At 69.9% G+C, this 24951-nt stretch carries 22 protein-coding genes; 4 read left to right on the plus strand and 18 right to left on the minus strand.

Features of this window, described 5'->3' with window-relative positions; genetic code table 11:
• Position 1 precedes the first annotated feature (1 nt).
• The 15 genes from ACFWH5_RS11170 to ACFWH5_RS11240 all read right to left on the minus strand — a co-directional run bounded on the left by ACFWH5_RS11170 (position 2) and on the right by ACFWH5_RS11240 (position 15846).
• Positions 2–469, minus strand: a complete 468-nt coding sequence (locus ACFWH5_RS11170; RefSeq protein WP_378834649.1) for a cell division protein SepF — start codon at positions 467–469, stop codon at positions 2–4.
• Between the two features lie 44 nt (positions 470–513).
• Positions 514–1191: a YggS family pyridoxal phosphate-dependent enzyme gene (locus ACFWH5_RS11175; RefSeq protein WP_378834650.1), complete on the minus strand. Its 678-nt coding sequence runs from the start codon at positions 1189–1191 to the stop codon at positions 514–516.
• The gene (gene ftsZ / locus ACFWH5_RS11180) at positions 1188–2327 is read right to left on the minus strand and encodes a cell division protein FtsZ (RefSeq protein WP_378834652.1); all 1140 of its coding nucleotides are present in this window, start codon (positions 2325–2327) and stop codon (positions 1188–1190) included. The genes ACFWH5_RS11175 and ftsZ overlap by 4 nt, the downstream gene beginning before the upstream one ends.
• Before the next feature lie 172 nt (positions 2328–2499).
• Positions 2500–3528: an FtsQ-type POTRA domain-containing protein gene (locus tag ACFWH5_RS11185; RefSeq protein WP_378834653.1), complete on the minus strand. Its 1029-nt coding sequence runs from the start codon at positions 3526–3528 to the stop codon at positions 2500–2502.
• A gap of 1 nt (position 3529) precedes the next feature.
• Complete coding sequence (gene murC / locus ACFWH5_RS11190; RefSeq protein ID WP_378834654.1) at positions 3530–4930, minus strand: UDP-N-acetylmuramate--L-alanine ligase; 1401 nt, start codon at positions 4928–4930, stop codon at positions 3530–3532.
• 38 nt (positions 4931–4968) lie between these two features.
• Positions 4969–6048 carry a glycosyltransferase gene (locus ACFWH5_RS11195; protein WP_378834656.1) on the minus strand — a complete coding sequence of 360 codons (1080 nt, stop codon included), beginning with the start codon at positions 6046–6048 and terminating at the stop codon, positions 4969–4971.
• A complete protein-coding gene (locus ACFWH5_RS11200; RefSeq protein WP_378834657.1) occupies positions 6045–7265 on the minus strand; it encodes a putative peptidoglycan glycosyltransferase FtsW in 1221 nt (406 codons plus the stop codon). The genes ACFWH5_RS11195 and ACFWH5_RS11200 overlap by 4 nt, the downstream gene beginning before the upstream one ends.
• Before the next feature lie 16 nt (positions 7266–7281).
• Positions 7282–8787, minus strand: coding sequence for a UDP-N-acetylmuramoyl-L-alanine--D-glutamate ligase (gene murD, locus ACFWH5_RS11205; protein WP_378834659.1), 1506 nt, complete (start codon positions 8785–8787; stop codon positions 7282–7284).
• Between the two features lie 7 nt (positions 8788–8794).
• Positions 8795–9904, minus strand: coding sequence for a phospho-N-acetylmuramoyl-pentapeptide-transferase (gene mraY, locus ACFWH5_RS11210; protein ID WP_378834661.1), 1110 nt, complete (start codon positions 9902–9904; stop codon positions 8795–8797).
• Positions 9901–11313 carry a UDP-N-acetylmuramoyl-tripeptide--D-alanyl-D-alanine ligase gene (gene murF, locus ACFWH5_RS11215; protein ID WP_378834662.1) on the minus strand — a complete coding sequence of 471 codons (1413 nt, stop codon included), beginning with the start codon at positions 11311–11313 and terminating at the stop codon, positions 9901–9903. The genes mraY and murF overlap by 4 nt, the downstream gene beginning before the upstream one ends.
• 32 nt (positions 11314–11345) lie before the next feature.
• Positions 11346–13139 carry a peptidoglycan D,D-transpeptidase FtsI family protein gene (locus ACFWH5_RS11220; RefSeq protein WP_378834664.1) on the minus strand — a complete coding sequence of 598 codons (1794 nt, stop codon included), beginning with the start codon at positions 13137–13139 and terminating at the stop codon, positions 11346–11348.
• A gap of 20 nt (positions 13140–13159) precedes the next feature.
• Positions 13160–13720 (minus strand): hypothetical protein, encoded by a 561-nt coding sequence (locus tag ACFWH5_RS11225; protein WP_378834665.1) that lies wholly within the window; start codon positions 13718–13720, stop codon positions 13160–13162.
• Positions 13717–14655 (minus strand): 16S rRNA (cytosine(1402)-N(4))-methyltransferase RsmH, encoded by a 939-nt coding sequence (gene rsmH, locus ACFWH5_RS11230; protein WP_378834667.1) that lies wholly within the window; start codon positions 14653–14655, stop codon positions 13717–13719. The genes ACFWH5_RS11225 and rsmH overlap by 4 nt, the downstream gene beginning before the upstream one ends.
• 97 nt (positions 14656–14752) lie before the next feature.
• Positions 14753–15184: a division/cell wall cluster transcriptional repressor MraZ gene (gene mraZ / locus ACFWH5_RS11235; protein WP_378834669.1), complete on the minus strand. Its 432-nt coding sequence runs from the start codon at positions 15182–15184 to the stop codon at positions 14753–14755.
• Positions 15185–15459: 275 nt separating this feature from the next.
• Positions 15460–15846, minus strand: a complete 387-nt coding sequence (locus ACFWH5_RS11240; RefSeq protein WP_378834670.1) for a DUF3040 domain-containing protein — start codon at positions 15844–15846, stop codon at positions 15460–15462.
• Positions 15847–15938: 92 nt separating this feature from the next.
• Here ACFWH5_RS11240 and ACFWH5_RS11245 point away from each other — a divergent pair, with 92 nt between their 5' ends.
• Positions 15939–17015, plus strand: coding sequence for a polyprenyl synthetase family protein (locus ACFWH5_RS11245; RefSeq protein WP_378834822.1), 1077 nt, complete (start codon positions 15939–15941; stop codon positions 17013–17015).
• Between the two features lie 51 nt (positions 17016–17066).
• On the opposite strand, the gene ACFWH5_RS11250 is transcribed toward ACFWH5_RS11245, so the two are convergent.
• Positions 17067–17411: an Rv2175c family DNA-binding protein gene (locus tag ACFWH5_RS11250; RefSeq protein ID WP_378834672.1), complete on the minus strand. Its 345-nt coding sequence runs from the start codon at positions 17409–17411 to the stop codon at positions 17067–17069.
• Positions 17412–17536: 125 nt separating this feature from the next.
• Here ACFWH5_RS11250 and ACFWH5_RS11255 point away from each other — a divergent pair, with 125 nt between their 5' ends.
• On the plus strand, positions 17537–18709 hold the full coding sequence (locus ACFWH5_RS11255; RefSeq protein ID WP_378834673.1) for a LysM peptidoglycan-binding domain-containing protein: 1173 nt from the start codon (positions 17537–17539) through the stop codon (positions 18707–18709).
• A 91-nt stretch (positions 18710–18800) separates the two neighbouring features.
• Positions 18801–20747, plus strand: coding sequence for a Stk1 family PASTA domain-containing Ser/Thr kinase (gene pknB / locus ACFWH5_RS11260; RefSeq protein WP_378834674.1), 1947 nt, complete (start codon positions 18801–18803; stop codon positions 20745–20747).
• Between the two features lie 24 nt (positions 20748–20771).
• On the opposite strand, the gene ACFWH5_RS11265 is transcribed toward pknB, so the two are convergent.
• Positions 20772–22109 carry a class II 3-deoxy-7-phosphoheptulonate synthase gene (locus ACFWH5_RS11265; protein WP_378834676.1) on the minus strand — a complete coding sequence of 446 codons (1338 nt, stop codon included), beginning with the start codon at positions 22107–22109 and terminating at the stop codon, positions 20772–20774.
• A gap of 70 nt (positions 22110–22179) precedes the next feature.
• Positions 22180–22878, minus strand: a complete 699-nt coding sequence (locus ACFWH5_RS11270; protein ID WP_378834677.1) for a lysophospholipid acyltransferase family protein — start codon at positions 22876–22878, stop codon at positions 22180–22182.
• A gap of 117 nt (positions 22879–22995) precedes the next feature.
• On the opposite strand from ACFWH5_RS11270, the gene ACFWH5_RS11275 reads away from it, so the two are divergent.
• Positions 22996–24822, plus strand: a complete 1827-nt coding sequence (locus ACFWH5_RS11275; protein WP_378834678.1) for an AMP-dependent synthetase/ligase — start codon at positions 22996–22998, stop codon at positions 24820–24822.
• The last annotated feature ends 129 nt before the right edge of the window (positions 24823–24951 follow it).

Genomic DNA, 24951 nt, shown 5'->3' on the forward strand with positions numbered 1-24951 from the left:
GTCAGGAATCGAACGAGGCGGACTCCGCCTGCGCGATGCCGCCTTGACCGGACACGGCGATGTTCTCGGGCGACAGCAGGAAGACCTTGCTCGTCACGCGCTCGATGCGACCGTACAGGCCGAGCGAGAGTCCGCTGGCGAAGTCGATCAGACGACGGGCATCCGCGTCGCTCATCTGCGACAGGTTGATGATGACCGGCACACCGTCACGGAAGTTCTCGGCGATCACCTGCGCGTCGCGGTACTGCTTCGGGTGCACCGTCAGGATCTCGTTGACCGTGCCAGCGGAGGGCTGGCGCACCGCCGTGGGGCGGCGCAGCGGTGTGACCGGGGCAGGAGCCTGCTCCTCGCGCTCGTGCTCGCGCTCACGAACCGGGCGTGCCGGCGAGTGTGCGGCGGTCTCGTCGTAGACCTCTTCCTCGTCGGCGAGGCCGAGATACACCATGGTCTTCTTCAGCGGGTTACCCATCGTGTCCTCCGGTTCGAACGTTTGGGGCTGGTCTGGCCTTCAGGTTAACCCTGCACAGGCCGGGGTCCTGTGATTGCGGAGCCGATCCGCAGGTGTGTCGCACCGGCCTGGACGGCTTCGACGAAATCGCCGGTCATGCCGGCGGAGATCCAGTCCGCCTCGGGGGCGAGCTGTCGGATGCGGTCGGCGACCGCGCGCAGTCGCGCGAACGCGGAAGCGGGCTCCTCATCGAGCGGCGCCACGGCCATCACGCCGCGCAGCCGCAGCGAGTCGAGCCCGAGCACGTGCTCGGCGAGCGCCTCGGCGTCGGAGAGAGTGCTGCCGCCGCGGCCGGGGTCCTCCGTGAGGTTCACCTGCACGAGCACGTCCAGCGCATGGTCGTCGACGGCCGCGCGATGCAACGCATCCGCCAGTTTGACGCGATCGATCGAATGCACGACATCGGATGCCCGACGGATCGCGGCGGCCTTGTTCGTCTGCGCCTGGCCGATGAAATGCCAGCGCAGCGGCACGTCGTGCAGCTCCGCACGCTTGGCGGTGAGCTCCTGCTGCCGGTTCTCGCCGATATCGGTCACGCCCAGCGCGTGCAGGTCGCGCACAAGCTGCGCGGGGTGGAACTTGGTCACCACGATCCGGGTGATCTCCCCCGGCTCGCGACCGGCCAGGCGCGCGGCGTCGGCGATCCGCTCGTCGATCGCCGACAGCCGCGCTGCGAGGGTCACTTCAGGAACTCGGGAATGTCGATGTCGTCGTCGGCGAAGGCCGGCTCGATGCTCGTCGCCACGGGAGCAGGGGCGACGGGCTTCGGCGCTTCGGTCGTGGGCTCCTCGACCGCCTCGTCCAGACGCACCTCGGGGAGCGGTGCGGCCGCCGAGCGCTCGACGACCATGGGCTCCAGACGCGTGGTGGGCTCGCCACCGTCGAAGCCGGCGGCGATGACCGTCACCCGCACCTCGTCGCCGAGCGTGTCGTCGATGACCGTACCGAAGATGATGTTCGCCTCGGGGTGCGCGGCTTCCTTGACGAGGTCGGCGGCGTCGTGGATCTCGAAGATGCCGAGGTTCGACCCACCCTGGATCGACAGCAGCACACCGTGCGCACCCTCGATCGATGCCTCGAGCAGCGGCGACTCCACGGCGAGCTCGGCGGCCTTGATGGCCCGGTCGGCGCCGCGCGCCGATCCGATGCCCATCAGCGCCGATCCTGCGCCCTGCATGACGGACTTCACGTCGGCGAAGTCGAGGTTGATGAGACCGGGCGTGGTGATCAGGTCGGTGATGCCCTGCACACCGGCGAGGAGCACCTGGTCGGCCGTCGCGAACGCCTCTATCATCGAGATGCCGCGGTCGCTGATCTCGAGGAGGCGGTCGTTCGGAACCACGATCAGGGTGTCGACCTCCTCCTTCAGCTTGGCGACACCGGCCTCCGCCTGGCTCTGCCGGCGACGCCCCTCGAACGAGAACGGCTTGGTGACGACGCCGATGGTCAGGGCGCCGATGGACTTGGCGATGCGCGCGACGACGGGTGCGCCGCCCGTGCCGGTGCCGCCGCCCTCTCCGGCGGTGACGAAGACCATGTCGGCCCCGGTGAGCGCCTGTTCGATCTCCTCGGCGTGGTCCTCGGCTGCGCGGCGCCCGACCTCAGGGTCGGCCCCCGCGCCGAGTCCGCGGGTGAGCTCGCGGCCCACGTCGAGCTTGACGTCGGCGTCGCTCATCAGCAGCGCCTGGGCGTCGGTGTTGACGGCGATGAACTCGACTCCGCGGAGCCCGAGCTCGATCATGCGGTTGACGGCGTTGACGCCGCCACCGCCGACGCCGACGACCTTGATCACGGCGAGGTAGTTCTGGTTCTGGCTCATGGCCGGCCTCCGTTATTCGAGCCTGACGTGGGATAAACCTTCAACCTCTACGAGAGGGTTAAACTGTTTCCCGGTATTGCGTTCTCCTGATCGACGGTAGGCGCACACCTCGCCCCTGCGTGCAGCGACACGGCGTGTCGTGCCGATCTGCCCGGCGCGGGCGTTCGCGGCCTCAGCGGACGACGGGAACGCGCGGCGACGACACGTCGAAGGTGCGCGCCTCGGGTGCGGCCGCGATCAGCTTCACCAGCACCAGAGCCTTCTCGACGGAGTCCGCGTCGCTTCCCCAGACGACGGTCTTGCCGTCACTCGTCGTGAACGCGACGTCGTCCGCGGAGTTCGCCCTGACCTCGGTCACCGTCGCCCGCAGATCCGCCGGCAGCGAGCGGACGACGAGCCCCGCGCTGTGGAACGCCGGTGAGTCGACCCCCGCGGAGATCTCGAGCATCGGCTGCCCCTCGGGGCGCTCGGCCGTCGTGGCCAGCGCGACACCCGCGGCGTCGACCACCGTGTACCCGGCATCCGAGGCGATCACGCCGATGGGGGTCCGCTCCACGATGCGGACGAGCAGCTCGTGCGGCGGTCGCGCCTCGAGCGCGTAGGACTCGATCATCGGGAACTCGGTGAGCGCCGACTTCACGGCGCTCGCGTCGACCAGGGCGAGGGGCGCCCCGACCTGGTCGGCGAGGGCCTGCTGCACGGATGCCGCGTCGAGCGTCTGCGCTCCGGCGACGGTGATCTTCTGCACGGAGAACAGCGGACTGTACGCCGCGATCACGCTGCCGAGCACGACCACGACGAGCGCGCCGGCCCACCCCCACAGCACCATGCGGCGACGGCGGCTGCGCTGGGTGAAGCGACGGATCTCGGCACGAAGAGCCTTTCGCCGCGCCCGCGCGGCCCGCCACACGTCGGCGCTGCGCATGCCGGGGCCGGGGGCGGGATCCGGCGTGCCTTCGCCGTCAGCCGCAGGCTCCCCGGATGCGGCGAGCGAGGCGATCGGCGCGGCGGCGCCCGTGGCGGGATCCGCGGCGCGCAGCCCGTCGAGCGGCTGCGTCTCGGCATCCGTGGACGCCGCGTCGGTTCCGGCATCCGGCAGGTCGTTCCGCCGCCGCGACGACGCGCGGCGCGAGCGCGCCGGCTCGGCGGCGACGTCCTCGGGCTCGTCCGCCGACGCGGGAAGAGGTGCCGGGCGCCGCACGTCAGCTCTCGTCTGTGCGCCGGAGGGACTCGAGCACCTGCGGGATGATCTGATAGACGTTCCCGCAGCCGAGCGTCACCACGAAGTCACCCTGGTGCGCCACCTGAGCCGTGTAGTCGGCCGCCTGCTGCCAGTCGGGCACGTAGTGCACCCTCGTGGGGTCGGCGAAGGCGCCGCTGACCAGCTCGCCGGTCACGCCGGGCACAGGGTCCTCGCGGGCGCCGTACACGTCGAGCATGACGGTGTGGTCGGCGTAGCGCTCCAGCACCTCGGCGAACTCGCGGTACATGTGCTGGGTGCGCGAGTACGTGTGCGGCTGCTGAATCGCGATGATGCGCCCGGCACCCGCGACGCTCCGCATGGCCTCGAGGGCCGCGCGCACCTCGGTGGGGTGGTGCGAGTAGTCGTCGTACACCTGCACCCCACGCTCGGCGCCGTGCAGTTCCAGGCGACGCACCGTGCCGGCGAAGCCCTCCACGGCGCGCACCGATTCGGCCAGCCCGCGACCGAGCGTGATCAGCACCGCCACGGCTCCTGCGGCGTTGACGGCGTTGTGCACACCGGGGACCGCCAGCTGCATGCGCACCGATTCGCCGGCGTGACGGAGCGTCGCGGCGACGGGGCCGTCGGTGACGATGTCCTCGATGCGCACGTCCGCATCCGCCGCCTGACCGAAGGTGATGACCTTCTCGTGCGTGAGTCCGGCGTGCACCCGCTGTGCGCCGGGGTCGTCGCTGGAGATGACGACGGCCTCGCGCGCCTCGTTCCCGAACCGCACGAAGGCGTCGTAGAACGCGTCCTCCGAGGCGAAGAAGTCCAGGTGGTCGGGGTCGACGTTGGTGATCAACGCGACCGAGGTCGCGTACAGCAGGAAGGTGCCGTCCGACTCGTCGGCTTCGATGACGAACAGCTCGTCGGCGCCGGACGAGCTCGACACGCCGAGCTGTTCGATCACTCCGCCGTTGACGAAGTTCGGGTCGGCGCCCAGCGCCTGCAGTGCGGTGACGAGCATCCCCGTGGAGGTCGTCTTGCCGTGTGCCCCGGCGATCGAGACCAGCCGGCGCCCGCCGATCAGCCAGAACAGTGCCTGAGAGCGGTGGATCACGTGCAGGCCGCGCTGCTTCGCCGTGACGAACTCCGGATTCTCCGGCCAGATGGCGCCCGTGTGGATGACGGTGTCGGCGTCGCCGAGGTGCGCCGCGTCGTGACCGACGTGCACGGTCGCTCCCGCCGCCTCGAGCGCGCGCAGATTGTCGCTGTCGGCACGGTCGGAACCGGACACGCGGATGCCGGCGTCCAGGAACATGCGGGCCAGTCCGCTCATGCCCGAGCCGCCGATGCCGATGAAGTGCGCGGAGGTGATCGTCTCGGGGATCGGGAGGGTGAGGTCGGGTCTGATCATGTCCTGCTCAGTCTAGATGGGGCGCCGGCTCGAACGGCTCAGCGTGCTCGACCGCCGAGGGCACGGTCGACCAGGGCGACGAGGTTCTCGGTGCCGGTGCGGGTGCCGACCCGCTGCGCGGCGTCGGCCATTCCCGCGATGCGCTCCCTGTCGCCGAGCAGCGGCACCACGGTCGCCCGCACGGCGTCCGCGTCGAACGTGCCGTCGTCGATCAGCATGGCGGCCCCCGCGGACACCGCGGATGCGGCGTTAAGGCGCTGCTCGCCGTTGCCGACCGCGTAGGGGACGTACACGGCCGGAATGCCCAGCGCGCTGATCTCGCTGACCGTCGCCGAGCCGGCGCGGGAGACGATCAGATCGGCCAGCGCGAAGGCGAGGTCCATCCGGTCGATGTAGCGCAGCATCGTGTACCCGGGGGCGCCCGGATCGACCAGGTCGCTGCGCTCCCCCGTGGCGTGCAGCAGCTGCCATCCGGAGTCGAGCACGTCGCGCCACGACCCCGCCAGCGCCTCGTTCAGGCGCTGCGCCCCCAGTGAGCCGCCGAACACGAGCAGCACGGGTCTTGCGGGGTCGAGCCCGAAGGCGGCCGCGGCCTCCGCACGCTTGCCCGCACGGTCGAGGTCGACGACCTCGCGGCGCAGCGGCATCCCGACCACCTCCCCGCGCTTCAGCGGCGTGCCGGCGAAGGCGACGCCGACGCCGGCGGCGCGACGGGCGCCGAGCACGTTCGCGAGCCCCGGCTTCGCGTTCGCCTCGTGCACCACGAACGGGATGCCCTCGCGGCGCGCGGCGACGTAGGCCGGCGCCGCGGCGTAGCCGCCGAAGCCGACCACCACGTCGACGTCGCGGTCGCGGATGAGCGCCCGCACCTGCGCGACCGCGCGGCGGAAGCGCGCGGGAAAGGCGAGCGCCGCGCGGTTCGGCCGGCGCGGAAACGGCACCTTGTCGACCACGAGAAGCTCATAGCCCCGCTCCGGCACGAGCCGCGCCTCGAGGCCCTCCTTCGTGCCGAGCACCAGAACCGAGTCCCCCTCGCGTTCGCGCAGCAGATCGGCGACGGCGAGCAGCGGATTGACGTGTCCGGCGGTGCCTCCGCCGGCGAGAAGGTAGGTGGTCACCCGGTGACCCTACCCTGCGCGGTGACGGCCCGTGGCTGCGGTGCCGGCAGCGTGCGCGCGAAGGCGAGCAGCACGCCACAGCCCAGCAGCACCGACAGCAGTGCCGTCCCACCCTGCGACATGAACGGCAGCGGCACGCCCATCACCGGGAACACGCGCAGCACGACCCCGATGTTGAACAGCGCCTGACCGACGATCCAGACCGTGATGCCGCCGGTGGCGACGCGTACGAACGGGTCATCGGTCTTGCGGATGATGTGGAACGCCCCGACGGCGAAGCATCCGAAGAGCACGAGCACGAGCAGGCAGCCGATCAGCCCGAGCTCTTCACCGACGATCGCGAAGATGTAGTCGTTGGCTGCCGCCGGCAGCCAGCCGTACTTCTCCTGGGAGTTGCCGAGACCGACGCCGAAGATGCCGCCGTTCGCCATGCCCCAGATGCCGTGCGTGGACTGGAAGCACTCCCGGTAGTAATCGCAGTCGTCAGGGTTGAAGGCGGCGACGATGCGCCGCATGCGGTTCTCGCTGGAGAGCGCGTACCCGAGCACACCGGCAATGCCGCCGACCAGCGGCAGGATGAACAGGCGCAGCTTGACGCCCGAGAAGAACAGGCAGCCGAGCACGACGAGCACGAGCACCATCGCCGTGCCCAGGTCGCCGCCGGCGATGACGGTGCCGATCGCGAGCACGGCCACCGGGACGATGGGGATGAACACGTGGTGCCAGATGCCCAGGCGCGCCTGCTTGCGCAGCAGCACGAACGCGATCCAGATCGCCAGGGCGAGTTTGAGGAACTCGGAGGGCTGCAGCTGGAACCCGGCGATGTTGACCCAGTTCTGATTGCCGTACGACGAGACGCCGAGGCCCGGCACGAAGACGAGCAGCTGGAACGCCGTGGCGAGGATCAGGGCCGGCCAGGCGATCCGCCGCAGGAAGGTGATCGGGAAGCGGCTCACCAGCAGCATCATCGGGATGCCGATCGCGGCGAACATGCCCTGGCGCATGGCTCCCTCGAACGGACCGGCGGCGTCTGCGCTCGTCGCCGAGAGCACCATGACGATGCCGAACAGGGTGAGCACCACGGCGGTCGAGGCGATCAGGACGTACTCGGTCGACGGCACGACGAACAGCCGCCCGAGCGAGACGCGTGCGGCGAGACCGCCGCCCTGGATCCGCGAGGGGCGGTCAGCCCGCGGCGGGTGAGCCGTGTGCGTCATGCGCCCCTCCCCGCTCTTATGATCCGTCCCGCTCGATCCAGTCGCGCACCGCCCGGGCGAAGCGCTCTCCCCGGTCCGCATAGCTGGTGAACTGGTCGAAGGATGCCGCGGCGGGGGCCAGCAGCACCGTCCCCGTACCGTCGACGATCCCCGTCGCGAGTTCCACGACACGGTCCATGACCTCTCCAGTGTCGCCAGGGACGGCCTCGAAGACCGGCACGTGCGACGCGTGTCGCCGGAATGCCGCGAGCACGGGCTCCCGGTCGACGCCGATCACGATCGCGGCCCGCGCGGTGCCGCCGGCACCGGCGACGAGTTCGCCGAGGTCGACGCCCTTCAGATCGCCGCCGACGACCCAGATCGCTCCGGGATGGGCGCGCAGCGACGAGGCGGCGGCGTGCGGGTTGGTCGCCTTGGAGTCGTCGACCCACAGGATGCCGCGATGCTCGGCGATCACCTGGATGCGGTGCGCGTCGAGGCGGAAGTCCCGCAGCGCGTCGTGGATCGCCTCGGGCTCGACCCCGAGCGAGCGGGCCAGCGCGGATGCGGCGAGGATGTTCTGCACGATGTGCGGGGCGGCCAGTCCCGCCGCACGCAGCTCGTCGATCGTGGTCAGCTCGAGCGCGCTGGTGCGGCGCTCGGCGTGGAAGGCGCGGTCGACGAGGATGCCGTCCACCACGCCGAGATCGCTCGGTCCCGGCGTGCCGAGGTCGAAGCCGATCGCCCGCGCACCCTCGACGACGTCGGCCTCCTCCACCATGCGCAGCGTGGCCTCGTCGGACTTGTTGTAGACGCACGCGACCTTGGTGTTGCGGTAGACGAGCGCCTTCGCCGCGCGATACGCCTCGGCGCTGCCGTGCCACACCAGGTGGTCATCGGCGAGGTTGAGGCAGGTGGCTGCGTACGGCACGAGCTCACCTGCGGCATCCGACTGCCCGAGGTACCAGAGCTGGTGGCTGGAGAGTTCGACGACGAGCACGTCGAAGCCCGCCGGGTCGCGCACGGCGTCGAGCACGGGCACGCCGATGTTGCCGCAGGGCGCCGCGCGCAGACCGCCCGCGACGAGCAGCGTCGCCGTCAGCTGGGTGGTGGTGGTCTTGCCGTTGGTGCCGGTGATCAGCACCCACTCGGCGGGGGTGCCGTCGGGGCGCAGGACCTTGTCGCGCACCCGCCAGGCGAGTTCCACATCGCCCCACAGCGGGATGCCGCTCTGCTGCGCCCACCGGATCACCGGATGGGCGGGCGCGAAGCCGGGTGAGGCGACGACCACCTCAGGGTCGAAGTCGCGCAGCGACGCGGGCACCTCGTCGAGCGGGCCGAGTTCGAGGCGCGCACCGATCACGGGCACCAGGCGCGAGTACTCTTCGCTCGCCCCCTCCGACAACACGAGCACCTCGGCGCCGAGCTCGGTGAGCGTGTCGGCGGCCGAGAACCCCGTCATCGAGAGTCCGAGGACGGCGACGCGCAGGCCGGCCCAGTCGGCGTGCCAGCTGGTGAGCGCGTCCAGACGTGCGGAGGTCACGGCCGCCTCATCCCAGCGACGCCTGTGCGAACCAGTCGACGTAGAACAGGCCGACGGCGGAGGCCGCGAGCAGGCCGGCGATGATCCAGAGGCGCACGACGATGGTGACCTCCTGCCAGCCTCGCATCTCGAGGTGGTGATGGAACGGGCTCATCAGGAACAGGCGCCTGCCGCGCGTGATCTTGAAGTAGAGCCGCTGCAGGATGACCGAGCCCGAGGAGATCACGAAGATGCCGGCGATGACGAGCAGCAGCAGCTCGGTGCGGGTGAGGATCGCCATCGCGGTGACCACGCCGCCGATGGCCATCGATCCGACGTCGCCCATGAACACCTTGGCCTTGGGTGCGTTCCACCACAGGAACCCGATCAGGCCTCCCGCGAACGCCGCCGCGACGGTGGCCAGGTTCAACGGCTCGCGCACCTCGTAGCATCCGGCGAGGCCCATGCCCTCGCCCACGCAGGACTGCTTGAACTGCCAGAACGCGATCAGCCCGTAGGAGCCGACCACGAACACGCTCGAACCGGCGGCGAGGCCGTCGAGCCCGTCGGTGAGGTTCGCGCTGTTGGAGGTGGCGACGCCGATGATCGAGATCCAGATCAGGTACAGGATCCAGCCGAGCACCGCCCCGAAGGCGAACAGGTTCAGCCAGGAGATGTCGCGGAACAGCGAGACGTGACCGCTCGCAGGGTACTGACCGAGCGAGTTCGGGAAGTTGAGCGCGACGACGCCGAACGGAATGAGCACGAGCAGCTGCCCGACGATCTTGCGCCACCCGGAGAGACCGAGACTGCGCTGGCTGCGCACCTTCATGTAGTCGTCGATGAAGCCGACCGTGCCGAAGCCGACCATCAGCCAGAGCACGAGGATCGCGGACAGCGCGGGCGTGGTTCCACCGAACAGCACTCCGGCGAAGTAGCCGACGATGGTGCCGAGGATGAAGATGAGGCCGCCCATCGCGGGGGTGCCGCGCTTCGCCTCGTGGTTCGGGTTCGCGATGTTCTCGGGCGTGCGGATGACCTGCCCCCACCCGAGGCGACGGAACACCTTCAGGAAGACGGGGGTCAGGAAGAGCGAGAAGGCGAGGGATATCGCCGTCGCCATAAGAAGAGACCTCACGAGAACGATTCTCCCAGACGATCGCCGAGGTGCCGGAGCCCGACGGAGTTGGATGACTTGACCAGCACGCGATCCCCGTCACGCAGTTCGCCGCGCAGGTACTCGTACGCGGCATCCTGGTCGGGCAGGTGCACCGCCTCGCCGTCCCACGAGCCCTCGCCGACGACGGCGAGGAAGAGCCGGCGCGCCTCGGGCCCGACCACGACGATGCGCTGGATGTTCAGTCGCACCGCGAGCAGGCCGATCCGGTCGTGCTCCTCGCCGGCGGCATCCCCGAGCTCGCTCATCGCGCCCAGCACGGCCACGGTGCGCTCTCCCGGCCCGGCGATCTGGGCGAGGGTGCGCAGCGCCGCGGCCATCGAATCGGGGCTGGCGTTGTAGGCGTCGTTGATGATCCGCACCTTCTCGCCGCCCATCGGCTGCATGCGCCACCGCTCCGCCACCTCGACGGTCTCGAGCCGCGCGACGGCGGTCTCGACGGGGACGCCGAGCACGCCGGAGGCGGCGATGGCGGCCAGCGCGTTGCCGATGTGGTGCGCCCCCAGCACCTTCAGGCGCAACGGGGTACGGCGATCGCCGGCGATGACGGTGCAGGAGGTGCCGGATGCCGACACGTCGATCTGCTCGGCGCGGACGGCTGCCGCGGATCCCTGCCCGAAGGCCACGATCTGCATGCCGCGCTCCGCGGCGATCTCGCGCATCGCCCACACCCGCGGGTCGTCGGCGTTCAGCACGGCGGTGCCACCGGCACGGGCCGCCTGCACGAGTTCGGACTTGGCCTTCGCCGTCTGCTCGATGCCGCCGAATCCGCCCGCGTGCGCCAGGCCGACCATGAGCACCACCGCGACATCCGGCTGGACGAGACCGGCGAGCGTCGCGATGCTGCCCGGGCCCGCTGCACCGAACTCGCAGACGAGGTATCGGGTGCCGTCGGTGACACGCAGCATGGTGAGCGGAGCGCCGACCTCGTTGTTGTACGACTTGACGGGCGCGACCGTCTCGCCCTCCTCGGAGAGGATGCGGGCGAGGAAGTTCTTCGTCGTCGTCTTGCCGTTCGACCCGGTGATGCCGACGATCTGCAGCCCGCCGCGGGCGCGCACGCGCGCGACGACCGCGCGGGCCAGATCGGCCAGCGCCTGGACCGCGCGGCCGACCACGATCTGCGACACCTCGACGTCGACCGGATGCTCGACGATCGCGAGCACCGCGCCCGCGTCGACGGCGGCGCCGACGTACCGGTGACCGTCGGTGGTCTCGCCGGGCTTGGCGACGAAGATCGCACCGGGGGTCATGGCGCGCGAATCGGTGTCGACGACGCCGTCCACGACGGTCTGGGGCGTGTCGGCGCCGGAGAGGCGCAGTTCACCGCCGAGGATGTCGGCGATCTCTGCGAGCGACAGGGCGATCATGAGGCATCTCCATGCGCGGTCGGGATGCCGCGCTAGTCGAACTTGGGAAGCAGCGTGTCCATGGGCTGCGAGGAGGGCGCGACGCTGTAGGTCTTCATCACCTGGGTCATCGCCTTCTGGAAGGCGCTGGCCGTCGCGGCCGAAGATCTGATTCTAGTCGGCTCGTCCAGGGTGACGACCACGACGTACTGCGGGTCCTCGATGGGCGCGATGCCGACCATGTTGGTGAAGTACAGGCCCTGCTTGTACCCGCCCTTGCCGTCCGGCTTCTGCGCCGTTCCCGTCTTCGCGCCGATGCGGTACCCGGGAACCTCGATCGACTTCGCCGTCGTGCCCTGCACGGCGACGTTCTCGAGCATCCGCTGCACGTCTGCGGCGGTCTTCTCGGCGATGATCCGCTCGCTCGCCGACTTCCCGGCATCGATGACGGTGCCGTCGGCCGAGGTGCACGACTCGACCAGCGACAGCTCGACCTTCTCGCCGTCGTTCGCGATGGCCTGGTACGCCCCGGCGATCTGCGCCGGCGTCACGGTGAAGTGCTGCCCGAACGTCGTCGTGTAGAGCGACTGGCTGTCCCATTCCGACGCTTCGTAGAGCAGACCGCGCTGCTCGGCGGGGAGCTCGACTCCGGTGTGCTGACCGACGCCGAACCGCTGCAGGTACTCGTACCGGCTCTGCGGGGTGACGAGGGAGCCGAACTTCGACATCGACACGTTCGACGAGTCGATCAACGCGCCGGTCAGGGTGTACTCGTAGACCGGGTGGCGGAACGGGTCGTTGATCACGGCGCCGTTCGGGAAGTTCTCCCGCGACGGTGCGGTGACGTGTGACAGAGGCGTGGCCTTGCCCTGATCGATCACCGACGCCGCGGTGATCGGCTTGAAGGTCGATCCCGGCTCGTAGGCGTCCGAGAAGATCTGCGACTTCCAGTACCTCGGATCCACGGCGTTGATGTCGTTCGGGTCCAGCGCCGGGTATTCGGCCGCCGCGCGGATCTTCCCCGTCTTCACCTCGACGACCGTGATCGAGCCGCCCTTGGCGCCCTGCTTCTTCGCCTCCTCGGCGATCACCTGCTGCAGGTACCAGTTCAGGTCGCTGTCGATCGTGAGTTGCACGCTGCCGCCGTCGACCGCCGGCGTGGTCCGCTCGCTGCCGGGGATCTTGTTGCCGGACTTGCCGACGAGGAAGGTCTCCTCGCCGTCCTTCGGTGCCAGGCACTGCTTCTCGGTCTTCTCGACGCCGTACTGCGCTTTGCCCTCGCCGTTCAGGAATCCGAGCATGTTGCCGGCGACGGCGCCGTTGGGGTACACCCGTACCGAGCGCGGGAACATCGCCAGGTACGATCCGAGGCCCAGGCCGCGCAGTTCGAGGTACTGGTCGGTGGACAGACCCTTCGCGAGCTCCAGGTACTGCGAGTCCGGGTCGGCGGCGAGCTTGTCGGCGACCATCCCGCGGACCTCGTCGCCGCTCTTGCCGATGATCGCGGCGATGCTCTCGCTCGCCTCGGCCCAGGGCGGGGCGAACTTCTTCTTCGGGTCCTCTTCGTCCTCGTTGTCCTGGATCAGAACCGGTGACAGCTGCGCGTCGTACACGAAGGTGCTCGACGCCAGGACGGTGCCGTCGGTGTCGACGATCTCGCCTCGCGCCCCGGCGATCGTGCGGGTCGCTCCGAGCTGGCCGAGGCTGAGCGAATCCGCCACGTGCTCGTCGGCGCGCACCACCTGGATGTCGACCAGCCGGACGATGAACGCCGACAGCACGGCGAGGATGACCGCCAGCGCGACCACCGTGCGCCGCCGCGGCCCGCGTGTTGCTCGTGTCGTCATCGGCGGTCTCCGTTCCGGTGTCAGCGCGTCGTGGGCGAGGGAAGTCCGTCGGTGACGGCGGGCGGCAGTGTGGGAGACGGGTTGTCCTGCGCGGTGGAGTCCAGAGCCTCGCCGTCCGTGGCGGACGACGGCGGTACGAGCAGCGCATTGCCGACGGCGGCCGCCCCTTTGGGGTTCACCGTCGACGTCCAATCGGCGCCCCGGCCGGCGCCGAGGACGGCGCCGTCGCTGAGTCGCAGGTACGAGGCGGGTCCGGCGACCACGAGCCCCAGGCCGTCGGCCTTCACGGCCAGCGCCTGCGGCGAGCTGAGCGCGACCAGTTCATCGTTCAGCGCCTGCTTCTGCAGTGTGAGCTCGCGCTGCTGAGCGGTGAGGTCGCGCAGCACGAAGGAGTCCTGCGTCGAGGCGAGCGACACCGCCATCTGCGCGGCGCCGATGGCCAACGCGCCGCCCACCGCGAGCGCGGCGTAGGCGAGCTTCGGCCGGCGTCTCGTCGCAGGCGCGGTGACCGGGCGGAGGCGCGGCTCCGGCGCCCTGCGAGGTTCAGGGCGAGGGTGGACGCGCGCGGCTTCTGCGCTCATGACGTCTCCCTCAGCTTCTCGGCCGCGCGCAGCCGCACCGGGATCGCCCGCGGGTTGCGCGCCTTCTCCGCATCGCTCGCCAGCTCGGCGCCCTTGGTGAGCACCCTGAAGCGCGGCGCGTGCTCGGGCAGTTCGACGGGCAGTCCTGCCGGGGCCGTCGACGCGGATGCGGCGGCGAAGGCCTGCTTGATCAGCCTGTCCTCGAGCGATTGATACGACATCACGGCGATGCGACCGCCGACGGCCAGCGCGTCCATGGCAGACGGGATCGCGTCGGCGAGCACGTTGAGCTCGGAGTTGACCTCGATGCGCAGCGCCTGGAACACCCTCTTGGCCGGGTGCCCCGCGCGCTGAACGGCTGCCGGCGTGGCCGCGACGAGCAGATCCACCAGGTCGCCGGAGCGCACCAGGGGGCTCTTCGCACGCGCCTCGACGATGAACCGCGCGTACCGGCCGGCGAGCTTCTCCTCGCCGTAGCGCTCGAAGATGCGGCGCAGCTGGCCCTCGCTGTACTCGGCGAGGATCTGCGCGGCCGTCGTGCCCTTGGTCTGGTCCATCCGCATGTCCAGCGGAGCGTCCTTGGCGTAGGCGAAACCGCGGTCGGCCTCATCGAGCTGCAGCGACGAGACGCCGAGGTCGAACAGGATCGCCGAGGCGCCCTGCGCGTGCAGGCCGATCTCGTCGTAGACGGTGTGCACGAGGGTGACGCGGTCGCCGAAGGGCGCCAGCCGCTCCCCCGCGATGCGCAGCGCATCCGTGTCGCGGTCGAGGCCGATGAGCCGGATGGTGGGGAAGCGCTCGAGGAAGGCCTCGGAGTGCCCGCCCATGCCGAGCGTGGCGTCGACGAGCACGGCGCCGTCGTGCGCGAGCGCGGGCGCCAGCAGCTCGATACAGCGATCGAGCAGGACCGGGGTGTGGATGTCGCGGAGGTTCATGATCGTCTTCCCGTGACCTCCGGCTCTGATTCCTCTCCGCTCGACCCGGCACCGGGGAAGTGTGTCGGGGCGGAGCGGCGAGGCATCACAGCCGTGGTCAGAACAATCCGGGAATCACCTCCTGCTCCAGATCTGCGTACGTGGACTCGTTGCTCTCCAGGTATGCGTTCCATGCGGACGCATCCCAGATCTCGGCGTGGGCGCCGACTCCTGTGACCACCAGCTCCTTCTCGAGGCCGGCGTACTGACGCAGGTGCCCGGGAAGAGTGATCCGGTTCTGGCTGTCGGGCATCTCGGCACTGGCGCCGGAGAGGAACAGCCGCAGGAAGTCACGTGCCTGCTTGTTGCTCAGGGGCGCCTGGCGGATGCGGTCGTGCATCGCCTCGAACTCCGCCGTGCTGAACACGTACAGACAGCGCTCCTGCCCTCGTGTGACCACGATGCCGCCGGCGAGATCCTCGCGGAACTTCGCGGGGAGGATGACCCGCCCTTTGTCGTCCAGCTTCGGAGTATGCGTTCCCAGCAGCATCGGCCATCACCCCCATTCGTTCCGGCCAACTCGAGGTGCGCACCACTTTACTCCACTTCCCTCCACTTTCCTACGACGAATTGCGACGATCGTGGCGGCGGGATCTTCTCGCAGACGACAGAACCCCCGAGATCTCGCGGGATCACGGGGGTGGAGGGCAGGTGGAGGAGGGTGGAGGCCGGGTGGAGGGAGACGGGCGGGCGAGGGCCGAAATGAAGAAGAGCCCGGATGCCATGCATCCGGGCTCTGCGAAGCGGTCTGCGCCGACGACGCGATCAGCGCTCTTCTTGGCGCCGGTCCCATCGGTCGTTCATGCGGTCCATGAAGGACGCGTCCCTCGGACGCGGCGGGCGGTTCGACGCCCGCGGGCCGGAATCCGGATCGCGTCGCACGGGGGTGAAGGCGAGCATCGCGCCGCCCAGCATCGCCAAGAAGGCGACGACGCCGATGACGATGCTCCAGACGGGGCCGATCTGGCCTCCGGACGCCACGGCGGCGATGAGCCCGCCGATGCCGACCAGCAGCAGAAGGGCTCCGTAGATGAGATTCCGGTAGCTGAGCGCCCGGTCACCGGACGGCGCCGTCACGACGTCGGCGTCGTTCTTGAGGAGATGGCGTTCCATCTCGTCGAGCAGTCGCTGCTCCTGTTCGGAAAGAGGCATTTCCATCCCCCTATGGTCGGTCGATCCAGTCTACTCTCGCGGGAGCCGGGCGGCTAGCCGATAACGGCCCTGATCCTGCATCTAGGCTGGGAATCGTGCCCTCCTCACACGTGGCAGACGCGGTCGCCGCCCGCCTCGACGCCTTCATCGCCCGAATCCGTGAGAACAGCGCCGAGTACGGCCCCGACGGCGCACTGTTCCTGGATGCCGCGGCCGACACGCTGCGCGGGGGCAAGCGCCTGCGAGCGCGCTTCTGCCACGCGGGGTGGCTGGCGGGCGGAGGCGCCGAGCTCGGCACGGACGCCCTGTGGGATCTCTCCGCGGCGCTGGAGGTGTTCCAGTCCGCCGCACTCGTGCACGATGACCTGATCGACAACTCCGACACTCGTCGCGGGCGACCGGCCGCGCACCGGGCGCTCGAGTCGCTGCACCACGTCGCGGGATGGCACGGGGACGCCGAGTCGTTCGGCCGCTCCGCCTCGGTGCTGCTGGGCGATCTGCTGGTCGCATGGAGTGATGACCTGCTCGAAGAGGCGCTCGCCGATCACCCGCACGCCTCCACCACACGCGCCGAGTACGCCCGCATGCGCCGCGACGTCACCGTCGGGCAGATGCTCGACATCACCGAGGAGTCGGCCTGGAGCATCGCCCCGGCGCACACGCTGCTGGAGCGTGCGCTGCGCGTGGCCGCGCTGAAGTCCGCGCGGTACAGCGTCGAGCAGCCGCTGGTGCTCGGCGCGTCGCTCGCCGGCGCGGACGCGGTGGCCGTGGCGGCGCTGCGCAGCTTCGGGCACCCGATCGGCATGGCGTTCCAGCTGCGCGACGACGTGCTCGGCGTCTTCGGCGATCCGGAGGTCACCGGCAAGCCCGCCGGCGACGACCTGCGCGAAGGCAAGCGCACGGCCCTCATCGCGATCGCGCGCGAGCGGCTCTCCGACCGCGATCGCACCGCCCTGGACGCCGGCGTCGGCGACCCCGCGCTCTCGCCCGCCGACGTGGCCGGGCTGCAGCGCCTGGTGCGCGACACGGGCGCGCTCGAGCGCGTCGAGGAGATGATCGACGACTACACCGCGCAGGCCGAGCGAGCCCTCACCGAAGCCCGCCTCGCCGACACCGCCGTGACGGCGCTGCGCACGCTGGCGGAAGCGGCTGTCGCTCGCAGGGCGTGACGCGCAGACCGACGCTCTCGGGCGCACCGCCCGCACAGCCGAGACGGTGAGCTACGCCAGGGTGCGCGCGATGCGGCGCACCTCGCTCTTGTGCCCGTCCAGCAGCGCCGCCAGCGGGCTGCGGCCGAGGGTGTCCTCTTCGGCGAGCATCCAGTCGATGACCTCGTCATCGCTGAACCCGGCATCCTGCAGGGCGATCACGGTGCCGCGCAACGACGACAGCGGGCGTCCGTCGACGACGAAAGCCGCCGGCACAGCCAAGGCGCCGTTCCGCTTCGAGCCGACCAGGTGCTTGTCGTCGAGCAGTCGGCGCACCCGCCCCGGCGTCTCGCCGAGAACCTCGGCCAGGTCGGGGATCGTCAGCCAGGCGGTGGTTTCAGCGGCGTTCTCAGACACCTCTCCACTATGTCATCTGTGTGCAGGAACCGCTCCATTCCCCACCAGTCACACCTGTCACTTCTGTTGACAACTCTTTACATCCGTGTCAGCGTGTCTGGAGCGAAACAGGGGGAGCGATTGATATGAGCACCGGAACCACACGCGCTCGCGCGATCACGCTGACGGCGCCCGCGGCGGTGATCGGAACCCTCGCGGTGGCTCTCGGCGCGGCGCCCGCCGACGCACAGGAGCCGAGAGCGACCAGCCACGCTCCCGCGTCGGCACCGCGCGCCGCCCTGACTCCGCTGCACAGCGCACCCGCCGCCGCGGTGCGCCCGGCGGCCGCGCGACCCACGTCGTACACCGTCAAGCCCGGCGACACGGTCAGCAGCATCGCCGCTCGACACGGCCTGCGCACGGTCGATGTGCTCGAGTGGAACCGCCTCGGCTGGCGGTCGGTGATCTACCCCGGCCAGAAGCTCCGCCTGACCGCCGACGCCGCTCCCGCCTCGGCGAAGCCTGCGCCCGCTCCCCGCACGACGGCGAAGACGCACACCGTGGTGCGTGGCGACACCGTCTACGCGATCGCACGCAAGCACAAGACCACGGTCGCCGCCATCATCGCCGCGAATCGTCTCGGCGCTGCGGCCGTCATCCACCCGGGACAGAAGCTCGTCGTCGGCGCGGCCGTGGCCGCGATCGACCCCGTACCGGTCTCGACCTCCTCCCCCGCACCGTCGAAAGCCACCTCGCACACGGTCGTGGCCGGCGACACCCTGTTCGCGATCGCCAGGAAGCACGGCACCACGGTGGCGACGCTGCTCGCCGCGAACGGCCTGGGCACCGGCAGCATCATCTACCCGGGACAGACTCTGCGACTCACCGCGCCGAACGGACAGCGGTTCGCGACGCTCGACGCCGCTCAGCGCGCGAACGCGCTGCACATCATCCGCGTCGGTCGCGAACTCGGCGTGCCCGCCCGGGGCATCGCCATCGCGCTCGCCACCGCCATGGTGGAGTCGTCGATGCGCAATCTCGATCACGGCGACCGTGACTCACTCGGGCTGTTCCAGCAGCGGCCGAGTCAGGGCTGGGGCACGCGGGCGCAGATCACCGACGCCGACCGCAGCATCCGGGTGTTCTACGGTGGGCCGAAGGACCCGAACCGCGGAAACACCCGAGGGTTGCTCGACATCCCCGGCTGGCAGGCCAAGCGCTTCACCGACGCCGCGCAGGCCGTGCAGATCTCGGCCTTCCCCGAGCGCTACGGGCAGTGGGAGCAGCAAGCACACCAGTGGCTCGCGACCCTGCGTTGACACGCCCGGGGACCGCATCCGTCACCGGATCGCAACTTTGCGGGGCGAGCCGTTGCCCGGCCTCACAGCCCGAGCTTCATAGACTCTCTCTGTGACGACCAATCAGCAGGCCGACCCCCTCATCGGGCGGCTTGTCGACGGCCGCTACCGCGTGCGCGCCCGCATCGCACGCGGTGGAATGGCCACGGTGTACGTCGCCACCGACATGCGTCTCGAGCGCCGTATCGCGCTGAAGGTGATGCACGCGCACCTCAGCGACGACTCCGCCTTCCAGAGCCGCTTCATCCAGGAGGCCCGCGCGGCAGCCCGCCTCGCCGACCCGCACGTCGTCAACGTCTTCGATCAGGGGCAGGACGGCGAACTCGCCTACCTGGTGATGGAGTACCTGCCCGGCATCACCCTGCGCGAGCTGCTGCGCGAGCAGAAGCGTCTCACCGTGCCGCAGACGATCACCATCATGGATGCCATCCTCTCCGGACTCGCGGCCGCGCACCGCGCGGGCATCGTGCACCGCGACGTGAAGCCCGAGAACGTCCTGCTCGCCGAGGACGGCCGGATCAAGATCGGCGACTTCGGCCTGGCCCGCGCGACCACCGCCAACACGGCGACGGGAGCGCAGCTGCTCGGCACCATCGCGTACCTCGCCCCCGAACTGGTCACCCGCGGCACGGCGGACGCACGCAGCGACATCTACGCGCTCGGCATCATGCTGTACGAGATGCTCGTCGGCGAGCAGCCGTACAAGGGCGAGCAGCCCATGCAGATCGCATTCCAGCACGCCACCGAGCAGGTGCCTCGACCCAGCGTGCGCAATCCGGCCGTGCCGGAGCAGCTCGACGAGCTCGTGCTGTGGGCGACGGAGAAGTCTCCGGACGAGCGGCCGACGGACGCCCAGGTGATGCTCGATCGGCTGCGCGACATCGAGCGTGAGCTGGGCGTGACCCCGGTGGCGACGGCGGCCGTCGCGCGACCCGGCGAGCACGACTCCGGCGCGGTCACGAAGATCCTGCCCGGCACACCCGTGCTCGGCGAGAGCACCGACGAGATCGCCGCGCCGGCCGCCGACAACGCCACCCTGCTGCGCCGCCGCACCGCCAAGCGGCGTGCCCGCGGAGCGTTCCTGCTCTCCCTCGTGCTGCTGCTGGCGGTCCTGGCGGGTGGGGTCGGCTGGTGGTTCGGCTCCGGGCCCGGCTCTCTCATCGCCGTTCCGGCCGTGGTGGGTGAGACCTACGATGACGCCGCCGCGGCACTCGCCGCCGAGGGCTTCGTCGCGAAGCGCGCCGAGCAGGCGTCGACCGTGGTCGACGCGGGTCTGGTGATCAGCGTGAAGCCGGGTGAGGGCGAGCGGATCGAACCGGAGAGCGCGGTGACCCTCGTGGTCTCGACGGGGCCGGCGCTGCACACGCTCGAGAAGCTGAGCGGGAAGAGCGTGGACGATGTGCGCGGCATCCTGGCCGCGAACAACCTCAGGGTCGACGAGGATGCCGAGGAGTACTTCTCGGATCTCGACGACGGCCTGGTGCTGAATGTGCGCATCACCCCGCGGGCCGGTGGTGACGCCTACGGGTGCGCCGACGGCTGCGAGGTGTACGAGGGCGACGCGGCCGTCATCCAGCGCTCCCTCGGGGCGGTGCCGAAGGTGGCAGGCAAGTCCGTCGACGAGGCTGTGCGGATTCTGGAGGACGCCCGCCTCACCGTTTCGGACAACCGCCCCGAGGAGTGGAGCGACACCGTGGCCAAGGGCACGGTGATCTGGCAGACCACCGAGCGCGAGGGCGGCGGTCTGTGGCGACCGGGCGATGTCGTGACCATCGCGGTGTCGAAGGGACCTCAGCTGTTTGAGGTGCCGGACGTCGCCGGCAAGACGCGTGATGAGGCGGCGCAGGCTCTGCGGGATGCCGGCTTCGCGCCGAACTTCGCGCCGTTCTGGAACGGCGTGCCCAACGCCCTCACCGAGGTGCAGAGCACCGATCCCGAGAATGGCGCGATGCGCCGCAAGAACACCGACATCTACATGGTGATCAACGTCAGCGGCTGAGCCGCTGACGCGGGCATCGCGGGCTCAGCGCTTCTCGAGCTCCTCGGCCACGAGGAACGCGAGCTCGAGCGACTGCATGTGGTTCAGGCGCGGGTCGCACAGGCTCTCGTAGCGCGTGGCAAGACCCGCCTCGTCGATCTGCTCCGAGCCGCCGAGGCACTCGGTGACGTCGTCGCCGGTGAGCTCGACGTGGATGCCGCCGGGGAACGTGCCCACGGCGCGGTGCGCCTCGAAGAATCCGCGCACTTCGTCGATCACGTCGTCGAAACGGCGGGTCTTGTAGCCAGTCGGCGTGGTGATGCCGTTGCCGTGCATCGGGTCGGTCACCCACAACGGCGCGGCACCGGCATCCTTGACGGCCTCCAGCAGCGGCGGCAGCGCGTCCCGGATCTTCCCCGCACCCATGCGGGTGATGAAGGTGAGCCGTCCGGGCTCGCGCTCGGGGTCGAGCCTGTCGATCAGCGCGAGAGCGGTGTCGGGCGTCGTCGTCGGGCCGAGCTTCACCCCGATGGGGTTGCGGATCTTCGAGAAGTAGTCGACGTGCGCCCCGTCGAGCTCGCGGGTGCGCTCGCCGATCCAGAGGAAGTGCGCAGAAGTGTTGTACGGGGTTCCGGTGCGCGAGTCGATGCGCGTCATCGGCCGTTCGTAGTCCATCAGCAGGCCCTCGTGGCCGGTGTAGAACTCGACGCGCTTGAGCTCGTCGAAGTCGGCGCCGGCGGCCTCCATGAACTTGATGGCGCGATCGATCTCCGCCGCCATGCGCTCGTAGCGCTGGTTGGCCGGGTTCTGTGCGAAGCCCCGGTTCCAGGAGTGCACCTCGCGGAGGTCGGCGAAACCACCCTGCGTGAACGCGCGGATGAGGTTCAGCGTCGAGGACGCCATGTGGTAGCCCTGCAGCAGCCGGCCGGGATCCGCGCGGCGGGACTGCTCGGTGAAGTCGTAGCCGTTGACGATGTCGCCGCGGTACGCCGGCAGCGTGACGTCGCCGCGCGTCTCGGTGTCGCTGGAGCGCGGCTTGGCGAACTGGCCCGCCATGCGCCCCATCTTCACGATCGGCATCGAGGCGCCGTAGGTCAGCACGACCGCCATCTGCAGCACGGTCTTGATGCGGTTGCGGATCTGGTCGGCCGTCGCGCCGGCGAAGGTCTCGGCGCAGTCTCCGCCCTGCAGCAGGAACGCTTTTCCGGACGCCGCGCGGGCGAGGCGGTCGCGGAGGTTGTCGACCTCACCGGCGAACACCAGAGGCGGAAGCGCCGAGATCTGGGCCGACACCTCGGCGACGCGGTCGGCGTCCGGCCACTGCGGCTGCTGCTTGATGGGAAGGGATCGCCACGCGTCGAGGTCGGGGTGCGAGGGGAGCATCCTCTCAGCCTAGTGCGCGCGCGCGATCGACGATCGCGGTGTGACGTCGCGCCGCGAGCGCGGCGCCTGTTCAGCGACGCGCGGTCGCCGCGGCGGGGAGGCGGTTCTTCACGCTGGACGCGTACACGTCGTCGTAGCGCTGCCCGCCCAGCCGCTGCAGAGCGATCATGATCTCGTCGGTGACGCTGCGCAGGATGTAGCGATCGTTCTCCATGCCGGCGTAGCGCGAGAAGTCGAGGGGCTCGCCGATGACGACGCCCACGCGCATCACATTCGGGATGCGCCGCCCGATGGGCATCGCCGTGTCGGTGTCGACCATGATCACCGGGATCACCGGAACCTTGGCCTCGAGCGCCATGCGCGCGATGCCGGTGCGACCGCGGTACAGCCGGCCGTCGGGGCTGCGCGTCCCCTCCGGGTAGATGCCGAGCAGGTCACCGCGGCCGAGCACCTGCAGGCCGGTGTTCAGCGACGCTTCGGACGCCTTGCCGCCCGAGCGATCGATGGGCAGCTGGCCGGTGGCCTTCATGAAGAACCTCGTCGCCCAGCCCTTGATGCCGCGACCGGTGAAGTAGTCGCTCTTGGCGAGGAACGACATCGGTCGATCGATCGTCAACGGCAGGAAGATGGAGTCGGCGAACGAGAGATGATTGCTCGCGAGAATGGCCGCGCCGCTGGTGGGGATGTTGTCGCGCCCCACCACCCAGGGTCGGAAGATCGCCTTGATCAGCGGCCCGATCACGACGTACTTCATCAGCCAGTAGAACATCGCCTCGCAGTCTAGCCCCGACCCGGCATCCGCGACCGGGTTTCATGTTGTATGCGACTGAATCCCATGGCCTAGACTCGGGGAAAGATCCGCCTGTCCGGTACCGAAGGAGCTGCCGTGGTCCAGTTCGAAGTCCCTGCGATCGTCCCCGCCGACCCTGAGGCGAACATCACAGACCTGCTCGATCAGCGCGTGAAGGCCACGCCCGATCTCGCGCTCTTCTCCGTGCCGGAGGGCGACGGGTGGCGTGACATCACCGCACAGGACTTCCGCACCGCCGTGGTCGCGCTGGCCAAGGGCTTCGTCGCCGCCGGCGTCCAGCCCGGCGAGAAGGTCGGGTTCCTCGCGCGCACCACCTACGACTGGACCCTCGTCGACTTCGCACTGTTCTATGCCGGAGCGGTCATGGTGCCGATCTACGAGACCAGCTCGCCCTCGCAGATCCAGTGGATCATGGAGGACTCCGGCGCGAGCGCCCTCATCGTCGAGTCGCCCGACCACTTCGCCCGCGTCGACGAGGTGCGCGGCGACCTGCCGCTGGTGCGGGAGGTGTGGCAGCTGCACCTCGGTGCGATCGACACCCTGACCGCGCAGGGTGCGGAGGTCGACGACGCCGAGATCGAGCGTCGCCGCAACCTCGCCGTCGGCGCCGACATCGCGACACTGATCTACACCTCCGGCTCCACCGGCCGCCCCAAAGGCTGCGTGCTGACCCACAGCAACTTCGTCGAGCTGTGCCGCAACTCGGCCAAGGCGCTGAACGCGGTGGTGACCATGCCGGGAGCATCCACTCTGCTGTTCATCACCACGGCGCACGTCTTCGCGCGTTTCATCTCGATCCTCAACATCCACGCCGGCGTGCGCACCGGCCACCAGCCCGACACCCGGCAGCTGCTGCCGGCGCTCGGCTCGTTCAAGCCCACCTTCCTGCTCGCCGTGCCGCGCGTCTTCGAGAAGGTGTACAACTCCGCCGAGCAGAAGGCCGAGGCGGGTGGCAAGGGCAAGATCTTCCGCGCCGCGGCCGCGACGGCGATCGAGCACTCCACCCTGCTCGAGGAGGGGCGCAAGGTGCCGCTCGGCCTGAAGCTGAAGTTCGCCCTGTTCGACAAGCTCGTGTACGGCAAGCTGCGTGCCGCGATGGGAGGCAACGTCGTCTACGCCATCTCGGGGTCAGCGCCCCTCGGCGCCCGTCTCGGGCATTTCTTCCACAGCCTGGGCGTGGTGATCCTCGAAGGGTACGGGCTCACCGAGACGACCGCGCCGGCCACGGTCAACCTGGCCGACAAGTCGAAGATCGGCACCGTCGGTCCCGCCCTCCCCGGCGTGGGCGTGCGTCTCGCCGACGACGGCGAGATCGAGGTCAAGGGCATCAACGTCTTCAAGGAGTACTGGAACAACCCCGAGGCGACGGCAGCGGCGTTCGACGACGGCTGGTTCAAGACCGGCGACATCGGCGGATTCGACGCCGATGGCTTCCTGACGATCACCGGGCGCAAGAAGGAGATCATCGTCACCGCCGCCGGCAAGAACGTGGCGCCGGCGGTTCTCGAGGACCCCATCCGCTCGAACCCGATCGTCGGTCAGGTGGTCGTCGTGGGCGACCAGAAGCCGTTCATCTCGGCCCTCATCACGCTCGACTCCGAGATGCTGCCGACCTGGCTGGCCAACAACGACCTGCCCGCGGACATGACGCTCGCCGAGGCGTCGAAGAACGCCGCGGTGCGCGACGAGGTGCAGCGTGCGGTCGACCGGGCGAACAAGACGGTCTCGCGCGCCGAGTCCATCCGCAAGTTCACGATCCTGCCGAGCGAGTGGACCGAGGCCAGCGGGCACCTGACGCCGAAGCTGTCGATCAAGCGCAATGTCATCCTCGACGACTTCGCCGACGACATCGCCGCGATCTACGACGAGCCGGTGCAGACCACGAACGTCTCCCTCAAGTAGCTCGGAGGGGCCCCACGCCCCGAGGCTCAGGGCAGCGCGAAGCGAACCCCGACGGCCGAAAGCCCAGTTCCGCCGCGCCCCAGAGGGGCCCCACGCCCCGAGGCTCAGGGCAGCGCGAAGCGATGCCCT

The sequence above is a fragment of the Microbacterium sp. NPDC058345 genome, assembly GCF_042723855.1.
GTDB lineage: Bacteria > Actinomycetota > Actinomycetes > Actinomycetales > Microbacteriaceae > Microbacterium.